General features: G+C 63.6%; 15 protein-coding genes. 10 read left to right on the forward strand and 5 right to left on the reverse strand.

The window, feature by feature from the left end:
* Positions 1 to 51 precede the first annotated feature (51 nt).
* Positions 52 to 798 (forward strand): ABC transporter permease, encoded by a 747-nt coding sequence (locus tag FJW07_RS16215; RefSeq protein ID WP_140640831.1) that lies wholly within the window; start codon positions 52 to 54, stop codon positions 796 to 798.
* Positions 767 to 1,507 carry an ATP-binding cassette domain-containing protein gene (locus FJW07_RS16220; protein WP_140640833.1) on the forward strand — a complete coding sequence of 247 codons (741 nt, stop codon included), beginning with the start codon at positions 767 to 769 and terminating at the stop codon, positions 1,505 to 1,507. The genes FJW07_RS16215 and FJW07_RS16220 overlap by 32 nt, the downstream gene beginning before the upstream one ends.
* A gap of 56 nt (positions 1,508 to 1,563) precedes the next feature.
* On the opposite strand, the gene FJW07_RS16225 is transcribed toward FJW07_RS16220, so the two are convergent.
* Positions 1,564 to 1,917, reverse strand: coding sequence for a hypothetical protein (locus FJW07_RS16225; protein ID WP_140640327.1), 354 nt, complete (start codon positions 1,915 to 1,917; stop codon positions 1,564 to 1,566).
* A 696-nt stretch (positions 1,918 to 2,613) separates the two neighbouring features.
* Between FJW07_RS16225 and FJW07_RS16230 the strand changes: the two genes are divergently transcribed.
* From FJW07_RS16230 to pqqE, 8 genes are all read left to right on the forward strand, one after another.
* Positions 2,614 to 4,515 (forward strand): methanol/ethanol family PQQ-dependent dehydrogenase, encoded by a 1,902-nt coding sequence (locus FJW07_RS16230; RefSeq protein WP_140857540.1) that lies wholly within the window; start codon positions 2,614 to 2,616, stop codon positions 4,513 to 4,515.
* Between the two features lie 159 nt (positions 4,516 to 4,674).
* Positions 4,675 to 5,199, forward strand: a complete 525-nt coding sequence (locus FJW07_RS16235) for a c-type cytochrome, methanol metabolism-related (protein WP_140640331.1) — start codon at positions 4,675 to 4,677, stop codon at positions 5,197 to 5,199.
* On the forward strand, positions 5,171 to 6,073 hold the full coding sequence (locus FJW07_RS16240; protein WP_140707703.1) for a substrate-binding domain-containing protein: 903 nt from the start codon (positions 5,171 to 5,173) through the stop codon (positions 6,071 to 6,073). The genes FJW07_RS16235 and FJW07_RS16240 overlap by 29 nt, the downstream gene beginning before the upstream one ends.
* Positions 6,074 to 6,223: 150 nt before the next feature.
* A complete protein-coding gene (locus FJW07_RS32280; protein WP_264296173.1) occupies positions 6,224 to 6,358 on the forward strand; it encodes a hypothetical protein in 135 nt (44 codons plus the stop codon).
* Between the two features lie 133 nt (positions 6,359 to 6,491).
* Entirely contained in the window at positions 6,492 to 7,430 is a 939-nt protein-coding gene (gene pqqB, locus FJW07_RS16250) for a pyrroloquinoline quinone biosynthesis protein PqqB (protein WP_140857810.1), read from the forward strand.
* Complete coding sequence (gene pqqC / locus FJW07_RS16255; RefSeq protein ID WP_140857542.1) at positions 7,427 to 8,185, forward strand: pyrroloquinoline-quinone synthase PqqC; 759 nt, start codon at positions 7,427 to 7,429, stop codon at positions 8,183 to 8,185. Before pqqB ends, pqqC begins: the two co-directional genes overlap by 4 nt.
* On the forward strand, positions 8,182 to 8,478 hold the full coding sequence (gene pqqD / locus FJW07_RS16260) for a pyrroloquinoline quinone biosynthesis peptide chaperone PqqD (protein WP_140652859.1): 297 nt from the start codon (positions 8,182 to 8,184) through the stop codon (positions 8,476 to 8,478). Before pqqC ends, pqqD begins: the two co-directional genes overlap by 4 nt.
* Complete coding sequence (gene pqqE, locus FJW07_RS16265) at positions 8,475 to 9,587, forward strand: pyrroloquinoline quinone biosynthesis protein PqqE (RefSeq protein ID WP_140857544.1); 1,113 nt, start codon at positions 8,475 to 8,477, stop codon at positions 9,585 to 9,587. Before pqqD ends, pqqE begins: the two co-directional genes overlap by 4 nt.
* Before the next feature lie 89 nt (positions 9,588 to 9,676).
* Here the strand turns inward: pqqE and FJW07_RS16270 are convergent, their stop codons facing one another.
* From FJW07_RS16270 to FJW07_RS16285, 4 genes are read right to left on the reverse strand one after another with little or no spacing between them, the layout of a single operon-like run.
* On the reverse strand, positions 9,677 to 10,525 hold the full coding sequence (locus FJW07_RS16270) for an SMP-30/gluconolactonase/LRE family protein (RefSeq protein ID WP_140857546.1): 849 nt from the start codon (positions 10,523 to 10,525) through the stop codon (positions 9,677 to 9,679).
* A 10-nt stretch (positions 10,526 to 10,535) separates the two neighbouring features.
* Positions 10,536 to 12,392, reverse strand: a complete 1,857-nt coding sequence (locus tag FJW07_RS16275; RefSeq protein ID WP_181182651.1) for a CoA-transferase — start codon at positions 12,390 to 12,392, stop codon at positions 10,536 to 10,538.
* Complete coding sequence (locus FJW07_RS16280) at positions 12,389 to 13,171, reverse strand: enoyl-CoA hydratase/isomerase family protein (protein ID WP_140857547.1); 783 nt, start codon at positions 13,169 to 13,171, stop codon at positions 12,389 to 12,391. The genes FJW07_RS16275 and FJW07_RS16280 overlap by 4 nt, the downstream gene beginning before the upstream one ends.
* A 2-nt stretch (positions 13,172 to 13,173) precedes the next feature.
* Positions 13,174 to 14,379 (reverse strand): CaiB/BaiF CoA-transferase family protein, encoded by a 1,206-nt coding sequence (locus FJW07_RS16285; RefSeq protein WP_140652851.1) that lies wholly within the window; start codon positions 14,377 to 14,379, stop codon positions 13,174 to 13,176.
* Positions 14,380 to 14,395 lie beyond the last annotated feature (16 nt).

The following is a 14,395-nucleotide window of genomic DNA, read 5'->3' on the forward strand; positions in this document are numbered from 1 at the left end:
CTCGGCGAAGCGGCCGGCATCTCCAGCCGTTCCGGCTCCGCTGCGACGCTGATGCCCGCGCTGACGGTGACAGTCTCCTTGCTCGGGCTTGGCCTGCTGTGGAGCCTGGCGGCGAATACCTGGCCGAGTCCCGCCTTTCCGGGACCAGGTGAGGTCTGGCAGGTGCTGCTGAGAGAGGCGGCGAGCGGCGACCTTTTCTACCACCTCGGCGCAACGCTGGGCCGGGTCGCCGCGGCGTATCTCGTCGCGATGATCGTCGGATCGGCGATCGGCATCCTCCTCGGCAGCTACCGCCGCGCGGACCGGTTCTTCAACCCCTGGGTCATCCTGTTCCTCAACATCCCCGCGCTGGTGGTCATCGTGCTGGCCTATATCTGGTTCGGCCTCAACGAGGCGGCGGCGATAGGCGCGGTCGCCGTGAACAAGATCCCGAATGTCGTGGTGACCATGCGCGAGGGCGCCAGGGCGCTGGACCCGAGTTACGCCGAAATGGCGGCCGTCTACCGCTTCGGTCCCCTCGACCGCCTTCGCCATATCCTGCTGCCGCAATTGCAGCCCTATCTGGCCGCGGCCTCGCGCTCCGGTATCGCTCTCATCTGGAAGATCGTTCTGGTGGTCGAACTGCTCGGCCGCTCCAACGGCGTGGGCTTTCAGATCCACCTCTATTTCCAGCTTTTCGACGTCGCCGCCATTCTTGCCTACACGCTGGCATTCGTGGCGGTGATGCTCGTGATCGAACTTCTTCTGGTGCAGCCCGTTGAACGACATGCAACCCGTTGGCGCCGCCGCTCCGCTTAGGGTCGACATCGCCGAAAAAACCTTCAGGTCCGCGCAGGGCGTCTCGGTCATGGCGCTGAAGAACCTTTCCTTCGAGGTCCAACAAGGCGAATTCGCCTGCCTGCTCGGGCCATCGGGCTGCGGCAAGACCACGACGCTGCGCATTCTGCTTGGGATCGACAGGCAGTTCTCCGGTTCTTTCCAGCTGCCCGAAGGCGGCTCGAACCGCATAGCCGCCGTGTTCCAGGAACCCACCCTGCTGCCCTGGCGCACGGTGGAACAGAATGTCAGGCTGGCGCTGCCGAAAGACCTGCGCGCGAAAAATCTTGACGCGCTGTTCGACACGCTCGGTCTCGCCGGCATGCGCTCGCTCTATCCGGCGGAGCTTTCGCTAGGCCTTGCGCGAAGGGCGGCGCTTGCGCGCGCCTTCGCGACCGAGCCGGCGGTGCTGTTCCTCGACGAGCCCTTCGTCTCGCTCGACGGACGGACCGCCGGGCAACTCCGGCGCCTGCTTCTCGACGTCTGGTCGGCCAGGCCCACGACCGCCCTGATGGTGACACACAACCTGACCGAGGCGCTGACGCTGGCGGACCGCATCATCGTGCTTGCGCCGAGGCCCTCGCACGTACTCGGCGTTTTCGACATAGGGCTCCCCCGGCAACACCGCGGCCCCGAGGCGACGAACGGCCTTTTGCGATCGTTCCATCAGAAATTTCCGGGCGTGGCCTGACCGCCCCGGTCCATGCAGTTCCGGACGGAAAACCACTGCGGACTTTCCCGGATGCTTCAGAAGCAACGCACGTCGGCTTCGGCCTGCGCCTGCTTCAGCTCCGTCCGCGCGGCTTTCGCCGGCGCGCTTTCGCGGAACAGACCTGCATTCTCGCCTGTCGTCAGGGACAGGCTCTTGAAGGTCTCGGCCCTCTCATAATGGTCGTAAGGGAGGATCGAGGCGATGACGTCGATCGAGCATGAACAACTCTCCAGCGCCTGACGCGTCTGGCCGTTGGTCTGCATGCAGCCGAGCACGTAGTCGACAATCGTCGCCGTCGGGTAGTCCCCCGCGGCGCCGGCCGGGTTTGCAAGGACCATTGCCGGCGAAAAGAGGAGCGGAAGGATCGAAAATCCAACATATCTGACCATGAGAAATTCCTCCGATTGCCCGCGCGCGCTGCAGCGAGGCAGCACCATCGTGCCCAGTTGGCGGCATGCCGCAAGCCCGGTCAAGTTCTCACCGCCCCGGTATAGGACCAAAGGAGGAATGCCTTTCCCACCGACGGCAGCTCTCCAAAGCAGCTTCACGGCTCGTCCCAGCGCCCATCTTAGCGAGTATTTTTTCATAACCAGATCAATGCGGACAACCAGAGATATCGAGCGAAACGAGGCACAAGAATATTTAGAAATATACTTAGAAGTTTATCACGCCTATAATACGATCATATTAGATATTGCATATGAAATCATTCGATTTTAAACTTCTAACCATGGTGAAATTTTGAATGTCTTTTTTCTCTAAATTTTATATTGCATCGCACTAGATAAATGCTGCAGCGCACAATTCAGGCGGGGGTTTTTCCTTGCCTGACATTTTGCAATGACATAGCCTTACCCTGTTTCCGGCTTCAAGGACATCGCTGTAACAAGGGAGCGGCGGCAGTCTTTCGTAGGCCAACCGGGCGGGTGCAGGCTAGGCTGATTTGGTAGAGGATAGGAAAGTTCCTCTGCTACTTGCAGTTTAGGTCGTGACAGCTGCCGGAAATACTTCCCAATACCAATCGCCTGAACAAGCTCTTGCGAGCTTGATTGCCGATTTCTTGTTGTCAACATGGGAGGAATTTGATGCGCGCACTTACTCAAGCCACCTACATCGCAACAACCGCCGCGCTACTGTCGTTAAGCGCACTCTATACAGCGTCAGCCAACGAAGACCTCGTGAAGATGGCCGAAAATCCGAAAGACTGGGTGATGCAGACTGGCGACTACGCCAACACCCGGTATACCAAGCTCAAGCAGATCACCAAGGAAAACGTGAAGAACCTGCAGGTCAAATGGACCTTCTCGACCGGCGTGCTGCGCGGCCACGAGGGCGGACCGCTGATCATCGGCAACGTCATGTATGTTCACACACCGTTCCCGAACACCGTCTTCGCCCTCGATCTCGACAATGACGGGAAGATCCTCTGGAAGTACGAACCCAAGCAAGACACCAACGTCATTCCGATCATGTGCTGCGACACGGTCAATCGCGGCGTCGCCTACGGAGACGGCAAGATCATTCTCAACCAGGCCGACACCACCGTCGTTGCGCTCGATGCCAAGACCGGCAAGGTCGTGTGGTCGGTCAAGAACGGCGAACAGACCGACGGCGGCAAGGGCGAATCCGGCACATCGGCGCCGGTGGTCATCAAGGACAAGGTCCTCGTCGGCGTATCCGGCGCGGAATTCGGCGTCCGCGGCTGGCTGGCCGCCTACAATCTGAAGGACGGCAAGCTCGCCTGGAAGGCTTATTCGGAAGGTCCGGATGCGGACACCTTGCTCGATCCAGAGAAGACCACGCAGCTCGGCAAGCCGGTGGGAAAGGACTCCGGCACGAATACCTGGGAAGGCGAGCAGTGGAAGACGGGCGGCGGCACGACCTGGGGATGGTATTCCTATGATCCCAAGCTGAACCTCGTCTACTACGGCACCGGCAATCCCTCGACCTGGAACCCGGTCCAGCGCCCCGGAGACAATCGCTGGTCGATGACCATCTTCGCCCGCGATGCCGACACCGGCGTGGCCAAATGGGTCTACCAGATGACCCCGCATGACGAATGGGACTTTGACGGCATCAACGAGATGATTCTCGTCGACGGCATGGAGGTCAAAGGCAAAAAGCACGATGTGCTGGTGCATTTCGACCGCAACGGCTTCGCCTACACCATGGATCGCGCCAACGGCGAACTTCTCGTCGCCAAGAAGTACGACCCGGCGGTTAACTGGGCGACCGAAGTCAATATGGACCCCAACAGCAAGGAATACGGCCGCCCGCAGGTCGTGGCGAAATATTCGACGCAGCAGAACGGCGAAGACACCAACTCGACGGGTATCTGCCCGGCAGCGCTTGGAACCAAGGACCAGCAGCCGGCCGCCTACTCGCCGAAGACCGGGCTGTTCTATGTGCCGACCAACCACGTCTGCATGGACTATGAGCCGTATAAGGTGAGCTACACGGCCGGCCAGCCTTATGTGGGCGCCACGGTGTCGATGTATCCGGCGCCTGGCGGTGACGGCAACATGGGCAACTTCATTGCCTGGGATGCCGCCAAGGGTGAGATCGTCTGGTCGAAGCCCGAGCAGTTCTCGGTGTGGTCGGGCGCTCTGGCGACCGCTGGCGACGTCATCTTCTACGGGACGCTCGAAGGCTACATCAAGGCAGTCGATGAGCACGGCAAGGAACTTTACAAGTTCAAGACCCCGTCCGGCATCATCGGCAACGTCACGCCCTTCGAGCATGACGGCAAGCAGTACATCGCCGTTCTGTCCGGTGTCGGCGGATGGGCAGGTATCGGCCTCGCCGGCGGACTGCTGTCACCCGACAACGCCGCCGCTTGGCATGGCGCCGTCGATCAGGGCCGCGCGCAGGGCGATCAGGCCGCGGTCGTTGGAACGGCCGGTCTCGGAGCGGTCGGTGGCTACGCGGCACTCGCCGACTACACGACGCTGGGCGGCCAGCTCACCGTCTTCGGTCTTCCGGATTGATATCCCGGGAAAACCTTAAGACCGAAGGCTGAAAGATCGAGAGCCCGGATCATTCCGCAGGCAACGGCCGGGCTCTCGATCTGCAGCACACCCGAACACCGGTCAACGCCGCTTCGCGACGGCAACCCTTCGTCCTTGGCAAAATAAGGAAGTGTCTGAATGTCCATCCGCATCGCAGTTTCCGTTCTCGCCCTGACCCTTCTGCCTTTGGCCGGCCCGACTTCAGCGCAGGCCGAGGACAGCGCCGACAAAGCCAAGGCGGTGAAGGACGAGGGCGGCAAATATTTGGATGCGGATGGAAATCCAACCTACAAGATCGAGAACGGAACCGTGGATTGGTACACCTTCAGCGGCTATCGCCGCTATCACTCGGACTGCCATGTCTGCCACGGACAGGACGGGATGGGTTCGACCTATGCCCCGGCCCTGGCGAACAGCCTTAAGACAATCGACTACCCTACCTTCCTCTCGATCGTCGCCCAGGGCCGCAAGAACACCGCCAACGGCAAGGAGAATGTCATGCCGGCCTTTGGCGACAACAAGAACGTCTATTGCTACCTGGATGACCTCTACGTCTATCTGCGCGCCCGCGCCGACGGCGCCGCGCCGCGCGGCAGGCCGCCCAAGCACGAGGACAAACCCCAGGCGGCCAAGGATGCCGAAAAATCCTGCATGGGGGGATGACGTGACAGGCCGGGTTGCATCGAAGCCACGTTTCGTTCTGCCCCTGCTCGGCGCGCTCGCCTTGCTGCCATCGGCCGCCTGGGCGCAAGGCGCCGGCCTTGGCGCAGCGGGAGAGCTGGTCGACCCCGACATCCTGCGCGTCTGCGCCGATCCTTCGAACATGCCCTTCACCGACCAGAACGGTCAGGGATTCGAAAACAAGCTGGCCGAGCTGGTCGCCAGGAAGACAGGGCGGAAGTCGGTCGCCTACACATGGTTTCCGACTGTCATGGGCTTCGTGCGCAACACGCTTGCCGCCAACCGATGCGACATCATCATGGGCTATGCCCAGGGCGACGAGCTGGTGCAGAACACCAACGCCTACTATCGCTCCTCCTACGTGCTTGTGCACCCGAAGGGCGATGACCTCGAGGGTGTCGAGACGATCGAGGATCCGAAACTCGCCGGTAAGAGGATCGGCGTCGTCGAACGCACGCCGCCGACCGCCAACATGGCCGCCAACAAGCTCTTGCGAACGGCGAAGATCTACCCGCTGGCCGTCGATACGCGCGTCACCCCGTCGATGGGAGAAGTCGTACTCAAGGACATGCTTGCCGGCAAGATCGACGCGGCGATCCTGTGGGGGCCGATGGCAGGCTACTACGCAAGGCAGCTCGGCGCGAATGTCACGATCGTTCCGCTGGTCAAGGAAAAGACCGGTTCACGCATGTCCTACCGCATCACCATGGGCGTGCGTCCATCCGACCAGGAATGGAAGCGTATGCTCAACAAGGTGATCCGCGAGAACCAGGCGGAGATCAACAAGCTCCTGCTCGACTACAACGTGCCGCTGATCGACGAACATGACAACCCGATCACGGCGGCGCCGGGGTGAACGCGATCGGCGCGAAAACGGCGATGGAGGGAAGGAACCGATCTTCGAGGCAGATAGTTTTCTTTAGTTGTTTGAGAACCCGGTGTTTCATTTGTCCATTTGTGAAGTGATGGACGAGCCATTGCACCCGCCCGCAATGGCGCCAACGACATGACCGGCCCCTTCGGGCTGGCAGAAGAGGAGAATGCGATGAAGAAGAGCTGGAAGAAACCGACCATGTGCCAGGTTGCTGCGGGCTTCGAAATTTCGCGGTATCTGCCTGCTGAAATTCCTCCCAGGAAGTAGGCCGCAAGGGTGCATGTCCCTGGCAGCAGGGGCATGCACCCCCGCCGCACGCTTTGCAGCGGGAAACAACGCGGATACAAAGCTGTCTAACGCCGACAAGCCGGCCAGACTGGCCGCGGAGCACGCATTTGCCATGCGCGTGAAGATCATCGGATCGGCGGCCGGAGGCGGCTTTCCGCAATGGAACTGCAATCACCGCCTGAGCCGCGCGGCTCGCAGCGGGATGTCCGGCGTGCATTCGCGAACCCAATCATCCATTGCCGCATCGGCGGACGGGACGGGTTGGGTTCTCTTCAACGCATCGCCCGACATCCGCCAGCAGATTGCGCACGCGCCCGAGCTGCAGCCCGCGGCCGACGCACCGTTGCGCTCGACGCCTATCCGCGCGGTGGTGCTGACCAATGCCGACGTGGACCATATCGCCGGCCTGCTCAGCCTGCGTGAACGACAGCCCTTCGCGATTTATGCGACGGCACAGGTGCTGGCGACGCTGGAGGCGAATTCGATCTTCAATGTCCTCGATCCGGTGATCGTGCCGCGGCGTCTCCTGGCGCCAACGGAGGAAATGGCAATCCGCGACGCGGACGGCCATCCGACCGGCGTTGTCGTCGGCAGCTTTCCGGTGCCCGGGAAGGTCGCGCTCTATCTCGAGCAAGGAGGCGATTCCGATGCCGACTTCAGCTCCGACACGGGCGACACGATCGGGGTCCGTATCAGCGGGGCCGACGGCAGCGGCGCCGTTTTCTACATTCCGGGCTGCGCGCGCATCGATGCCGCGCTGTGCGCGCGCCTGGCCAATGCCGGCTGCCTTCTGTTCGACGGCACCGTCTACACGGACGACGAGATGATCGCGGCGCGTGTCGGCCAGAAAACCGGCGCGCGCATGGGGCACATCGCAATGTCCGGACAAGCGGGTTCGATTGCCGGCTTGGCCGATGTGAAGATCGCTCGCCGTATCTTCATCCATATCAACAACACCAATCCTGTTCTGGACGAGAATTCCGCCGAACACGCGGCGGTCAGGACGGCTGGCTGGGAAATCGCCAGCGATGGCATGGAGATGGAATTTTGAGCGATTTCCGCGACGCGGCCAGAGGCGGCCTGTCCAAGAGCGAGCTCGAGGCTGTGCTGCGGCAGGTCGGTGACGAGCGCTATCACAACCGCCATCCTTTCCATCACAGAATGACCGGCGGCGCGCTGTCGAAAGCCGAAATGCAGGCCTGGGCGCTGAACCGATATTGCTACCAGGCGGTCATTCCGCGCAAGGACGCCATGATCCTGGCACATGCCGAGGATCCGGCGTTTCGCGCCGCCTGGCGCAAACGCATCGAGGACCATGACGGCGAGGACGGCTGGAGCGGCGGCATCGCGCGCTGGCTGCATCTGGCGAACTCGCTCGGGCTCGATGCCGAAGCGGTCAAAAGCGAAAGGCTGGCGCTGCCGGCGACCCGCTTCGCCGTCGGCGCCTACCTGTCGTTCTGCACGAACCGGACGCTGCTCGAGGCGGTCGCGTCGTCGCTGACCGAGATGTTCTCGCCGCGCATCATCGGCGAGCGGGTGCCGGCGATGCTCGCGAAATACGATTACATCACCGAGGATACGCTGGCCTATTTCAGCCGGCGTCCCGAACAGGCATCGCGCGACGCCGACTTCGCCCTCGCCTACGTGCTCGCCCACGCCGACACGCCCGAACGCCAGCAGCAGGCGATCGATGCGCTGGTGTTCAAATGCGATATACTCTGGGCCATGCTCGATGCTCTCCAGCATGCCTACGGCGCGCCGGGAAACATCCCGCCCGGCGCCTTCCGCCCGGAGGAGGCCTTATGACGGCGCTGCGCGAAAGAGCCATTGTGTCGTTGCGGTCTGCGCCATCGCTGCCCAAGCATGTGCGCATCCAGTACGATCCCGTGCGGCAGGCCTTCGCCGTGCTTTCGCCGGAGAAGGTATTCTGGCCGAACGAGATCAGCCTCGACATACTGCGCCGCTGCGACGGCCAGTCCACCGTCGACAGCATCATCGCCGGTCTTGCGGCCGATTATGACGCAGGCCCGGAGGACGTGGCGGCCGACGTCATCGCCTTCCTGCAGGAATGGTCGGACAAGCTTTTGGTGAAGCTATGAGCGAGCCCATTCTGCCTCCGATCGGCATGCTGGCGGAACTGACGCATCGCTGCCCGTTGCAGTGCCCCTATTGCTCCAATCCGCTCGAATTGCTGAAGGCCAATCGCGAGCTCGACACGCAGACCTGGCTCGATCTCTTCTCGCAGGCCGCCGATCTCGGCGTGCTGCAGGTGCATCTTTCCGGCGGCGAGCCGACCCTGCGCCGCGACCTCGAGCAATTGATTGCCGGGCTTTCGGCGCGTGGCGTCTACACCAATCTCATCACCGCCGGCGTCGGCATCGCCGAGGGCCGCATCGAGGCCTTTGCCGAAGCCGGTCTCGACCACCTGCAACTGAGCTTCCAGGGCGCCCGACCAGTGACAACCGACCGTATCGGCAACTACCGGGGCAGCCACGAGAAAAAGCTGGAGACGGCGCACCGCGCCCGCGCGGCCGGACTGCCCCTCACCATCAATGCGCCGGTCCACCGGCACAACATCGAGGAAGTGGCGGAATTCATCGATCTCGCCCTCTCCTTGGATGCCGAGCGGCTCGAGATCGCCAATGTCCAATATGCCGGTTGGGCGCTCGCCAACCGCGACAGGCTGATGCCCGACCTGGCAGCGGTCAACCGCCAGGCGGACATCGTCGCGGCGGCGCGCGAAAGGCTTGCCGGCATCATGACCATCGATTTCGTCACCCCGGATTATTTCGCCATCTATCCCAAGCCGTGCATGGGCGGCTGGGCGCGCGACGCCTTCATGGTGGCTCCCGACGGCACCGTGTTGCCGTGCCATGCCGCCCAGACGATTCCCTCGCTGCGCTTCGAGCGCTTCGGAGACCGCAGGCTCGCCGAGATCTGGACCGATTCACCGGCCTTCAACGCCTTCCGCGGCACCGGCTGGATGCACGAGCCGTGCCGAAGCTGCGAGCGCCGCGAGATCGATTGGGGCGGCTGCAGGTGTCAGGCGATGGCGATTGCCGGCGATGCCACCGCAACGGATCCGGCGTGCGTCAAGTCGCCGATCCACAATCGAATGGCGATACTGACCGACGCTGCGCAGGCAGAGGCAGCGCCGGAGGAAAATGAAAGCTTCATTTTCCGGCGGATCGGCCACAACCCGACCTGACACGCGCGCTTAAGCCTGCCTGCCGATGATGGCCCGAAGGATACCCCTCGCCCTTCGCGGCGGCGCCGTGTATCTTTTGCCGGTCTAATTTAAGCGCCGCTCAAGCCCGGAATCGCTGCGAGATCAATCTCGGTGATGTGCCAGCGGCCAAGATTTGCGGTGTAGAGCTTGTCGCCCTTGAAGGCGATGTTGGTGGGATGCGCCAGCGTTGTCGCCGCCGGATCCTCGATCAGCACTTCGAGACCTTGCTGCTTTCGCCAGCGATAGATGCGGCTCGGCTCGTAGCATGAGATCAGCAGCGAGCCGTCGCGAGCGAAGGCCACACCATCGGGAACGTTGCGCACGCCTTCGACCACGACCTCACTGGCCCCTGCACTGCCGTCGCCAAGGATCGGCACAAAGCTGACGCAAGACGCGTTGCTTTCCACCACGTAGAGGCCGTTGCCATCCGGCGCCATGGCCATGCCATTGGCGAACGACATGGGCTCCTGAAACCACAGGCCGCCCTCGCCCGTCCTGAGATCGTAACGGAAGATACCCGAGCGATTGTCCTGGCCGACGCTGTCCGAAACGAAGAGCCAGCCTCTCGCCTCGTCGACGATCGGATAGTTGGGCACGCGGATACCGGACGAAGCGAAGCGCTCCATGCGACCTGTCACGGAATCCCAGCGGAAGATCGCGGCATGCCTGAGATCGCAGGCAAAGCAGTTGCCGGCACGGTCGAAGGCAATGCCGAGCAGAAAACCGTCGGTGCCGCCCATGCGCTCGACCGAGCCGCCGTCGGCCGCCAGCCTCAGCAGATCGCCGGTTTCGGTGCCGCACCAGATCGATCCGTCGCGATGGACTGCCACGCCCTCCGGATGCGCGACGCGTGGATTGGTGAAGATGCCGTCGAAGAAGACACGGGCGGCCGACATCTCGAGCAACGGCTTTGCCATGGAACGCTCCTCAGCTTGCGGCGGACGACGTCCGCGCGGCGATGCAGCGCTCGACCATCGCGCGATCGGCCGCGAGGATTTCGGCGATCAGAGCGCCACGCTCCTTGGCGCTGACGAATTCCAGACGACGCAGGCCAAGCGGGTCGATGCGGTTTCGCAACACGGCGAGCGTATCGCTGGAGGGCACCGGCACCTCGCGGCAATCGGCATCGAATGTCACTTCGAACCCGGTGGCGTCACGGACCTGCTGCTGGGTAACGCCTGGCATGGTTTCGACGACGGTCAATTCCCGCGATGTCTGGTCGAGCCGGAAGATGCAGAGATCGGTGAAAACCAGCGCCTTGCCTGTCCGATAGCCCATCGGCTCGCGTTCGGCCGGCGTCAGCAGTCCGCGGGCGGAACTTGCGATCTCGACCGCGTCCACCAGCGATTGGACCGAATGACGCGGGACGTAGAGCAGATAGTCGCGATGCATGTTGGCGACGTCGGCCATGCCGCCCTGCCCTGGCAGCCGGATGAGGCCGCCACTCCGCTTGCTGAGCGCGATGGTGTTAACGCGGCCGCGCCGGTCGACCTGTGCCGCGCCGACGATCTCATGCGTCACCGCGCCCGCCTGATAGTAGGCCGAATAGGTGTCGTCGCCGCCGGCATGAGCCACGGCTGTCTCGCAATCGAGGCTTTCGATCAATGACAGCATCATCGGACTCGGTGCGATGTCGAGATGGCCGCAGCTCATCGTTGCGATGATCATGTCCGGCGCGTGCGTCGCCTTGGCCAGCCGGTAGGCAACATTGGCGAGCGGCGAGACCGCGCCGGCGCTGGCGAAGCTCTCATTGTCGAGCTCGAGGGCGATCCGCGCGGCAATGATCTCGTCGACGGTTGCCTTCCCGTTCCCCTGTGCGGGCACCGGCATCGCGAGGACCGTTTCGGCGGTGACCTTGGCCGCTTTTTGAAGCCGCTCCGGCACGCCGTCAGCAGGCAGGCCGAGCTTGTCTGACAAAGCTGCGTCATTCGCCGCGAACGCCTCCGACAAGGCCTGATAGTCGGTGACGTAGAATGGCAGGCACGAGGCCGGATAGGCCCCGCCCGGCGCGAGCGCTATGGCCGAAACCTGATTGCGAGTGAAGATGCTCTGACGGCCGTCCCGCCGCAGCGCCCCGACCGGGACGATTTCCTCGACCGTGACCAGCACCTTGCGCGCCGCGCCCGCCATAGCGAAGTCCAGCGCCCGCGGCCCGCTGATCTCGACATTGCCGCTTTCGTCGGCGCGTTGGGCATGGACGATAAACGTATCGAGCCTGAGCGGCGGGACGAACCCCGTATCGGTCCCAGCAAGCGGATCAGGCCTGGCGATCGCGCCCGGCACGCGCGCCAGCATGTCGGAGCCCTGAGGCAACTGGAACGGCATCGACGGCAGGTTCTGCTGTGCCGCCCGCAGCGCCTGGATCATGGCCAGAGCCGTCAAGTCGCGGACGGGGATCGCGCCGTTCTCGGCCGCCGCGCGGAACCTCGGCGGCAGCCCGAAGATGTCGAGGCTGGAAAAGCACAGCTCGATTTCCGCCACCGCGCCCGCCTCGAGCAGCAGCTCGAGCGGCAGCCCGCCGGCCCAGGAGACATAGCGCAAATCTTTCACGCCGGACCCGGCGATCGCGCGCAGCAACGCGATCGGCAGCCGGGCGAAGTGGTGGCCGCCGACGCCGAAAGCGTCGCCGTGGCCGACCATCGCCGCCAGCCCCTCGATATCGGTGAAGCGGGGCCGGTTCGGCTTGACCAGGGAAACTGACCTGCGATCTGTCACGGCGCCGAGCCGCTGCACGGTCAGCGCGCCATGCGCCCAGCCGAGGCCGCGATTGTCGTCGCCACTCATGAGCCGGCCTTCTTCACGGCGCTCCTCTCGGCGAACTCCTTGACGCGCCGCTGGCCGATCTCGCTGCGGTAGAGGCCGCCCAATATGTTGCGCTCCATGGCGAGGCCATCGGCCAGATCGCCGGACACGGCATGGGCCGTCAGGGCCTTCAGGCCTTCGATCGCGGCGGCGGGCTCGGCGGCGATCGTCCCGGCCAGTTCCAGCGCGCGCGGCATCAGCCTTTCGACATCGACGATCTCGTTGACCAGGCCGGCGCTCACGAATTCGGAGGCCGGCACGATGGCGCCGGTCATCAGCAGAAGATTGGCGCGGTTGCGGCCGAGCTTGGCGACGCTGCGTTGCGTGCCGCCACCGCCGGGGATCAGGCCGAGCTTGATTTCCGGCAGGCCGAGTTTCGCGAACTGGTTGGCGATCACGATGTCGCAGCACAGCACCAGCTCCATGCCGCCGCCCAGCGCGAAGCCGTTGACCGCCGCGATCACCGGCTTGCGGTTGTTCTCGATCGCCGCATACATGCGCGTCCCGGCAGCCTGGAACGTATCGAACTCTGCCGCCGTCTGGGCGGCGTATTCCTTGATGTCGGCGCCGGCCATGAAGCCGCGCCCCTCGCCGGTCACCACGATCGCGCCGACGCCGGGGTCGGAGGAGAGAGCCTCGAACGCCTCCGTGATCTCGCCTTGCATGATCCGGTTCATGGCGTTGAGCTGGTCGGCGCGGCGGAAGGTGACGACCGCGACCCGGCCCTGGGTTTCGACCGTGAGTGTCTGGTAGGCGCCCATCCTCAGACCGCGTCCACGGTCATGTCGCCCGACGCTTCGAGTGCAGCGATCTCGTCCTTCGACAGACCGAACTCGGCCAGGATCTCGCGGCCATGCTGGCCGACCAACGGCGCCGGTCGCTCGATGGTCGCGGGCGTCTCGCTCATCTTGACGGCTGGCGCCACCACCTTCACCTTGCCGCCGCGCGGATGATCGTAGCTGGTGATCATGCCCATATGCGTGACCTGCGGGTCTTCCGCCGCGCGACGAATGTCCTTCACCTCGGCGCACCAGATGTCGGCTGCCAGTAGCCGCGCCAACAGGTCCTGCGTGGCGAATTTCTTCGTCTCGGCATTGACCTTCTCGAACACCTCGTCGCGCTTGTCGAACAGCGTCTTGAGATCGTCGTAGACGGCGAGTTGCGGCGCCTCCAGCACTTCGTAGAGCGTCTTGAACGGGCTCATGGCGATCGACACATAGCCGCCATCCCTGGTCTCGTAGATGCCGAACGGCGCCTGCATGCCGGGATGGCCGATGCCGGAATTCGGCCGCACGAAATCCTCGCCGAGATTGAGCACGGCGACATATTCCTGGTTGAGATGCGCCAGCAGGCCGGCCAGCAGATTGACCTCGATCTTCTGGCCCTTGCCGGTCTTCTCGCGATAATAGAGCGCCGACAGGATGCCGTAGACCATGTTCATGGCGCCGATCTGGTCGGCGAGGCCGGCGCCTGCCGGAACCGGCGCCTGGTCGCCGCGGCCCGTATTGGCGATCAGCCCGGCAAGCCCCTGGATCAGCATGTCCTGCCCCGGGCGCTCGACGTAAGGCCCCTCCTCGCCATAGCCCGAGCCCGAGCAGTAGATGATGCGCGGATTGACGGCCTTGAAGTCCTCGTAACCGTAGCCGAGCTTGGCCAGCACGCCGGGGCGGAAGTTCTGCACCACGACATCCGCGGTCCGGGCCATCTCCATGATGATGGCGTGCACCTTGCGGCTTTTCAGGTTGAGCGCGATCGAGCGCTTGTTGCGGTTCCAGGCGAGGAAGTTCGGGCTCTCGGAGCCCCCGACCCATTTGGCGAAGAAGGTCATGCCGCGGAACATGTCGCCGGCGCCGGCGCGCTCGATCTTGATGACGTCGGCGCCCATGTCGCCCAGCAGCTGCGTGGCGAACGGCCCCTGCAGCAGATGGCTGAAATCGAGGATACGGACGCCTTCGAGGGCCTTGTTCATTTCATGTCTCGTTTCG

It is taken from the genome of Mesorhizobium sp. B3-1-9, assembly GCF_006439595.1.
Taxonomy (GTDB): domain Bacteria; phylum Pseudomonadota; class Alphaproteobacteria; order Rhizobiales; family Rhizobiaceae; genus Mesorhizobium.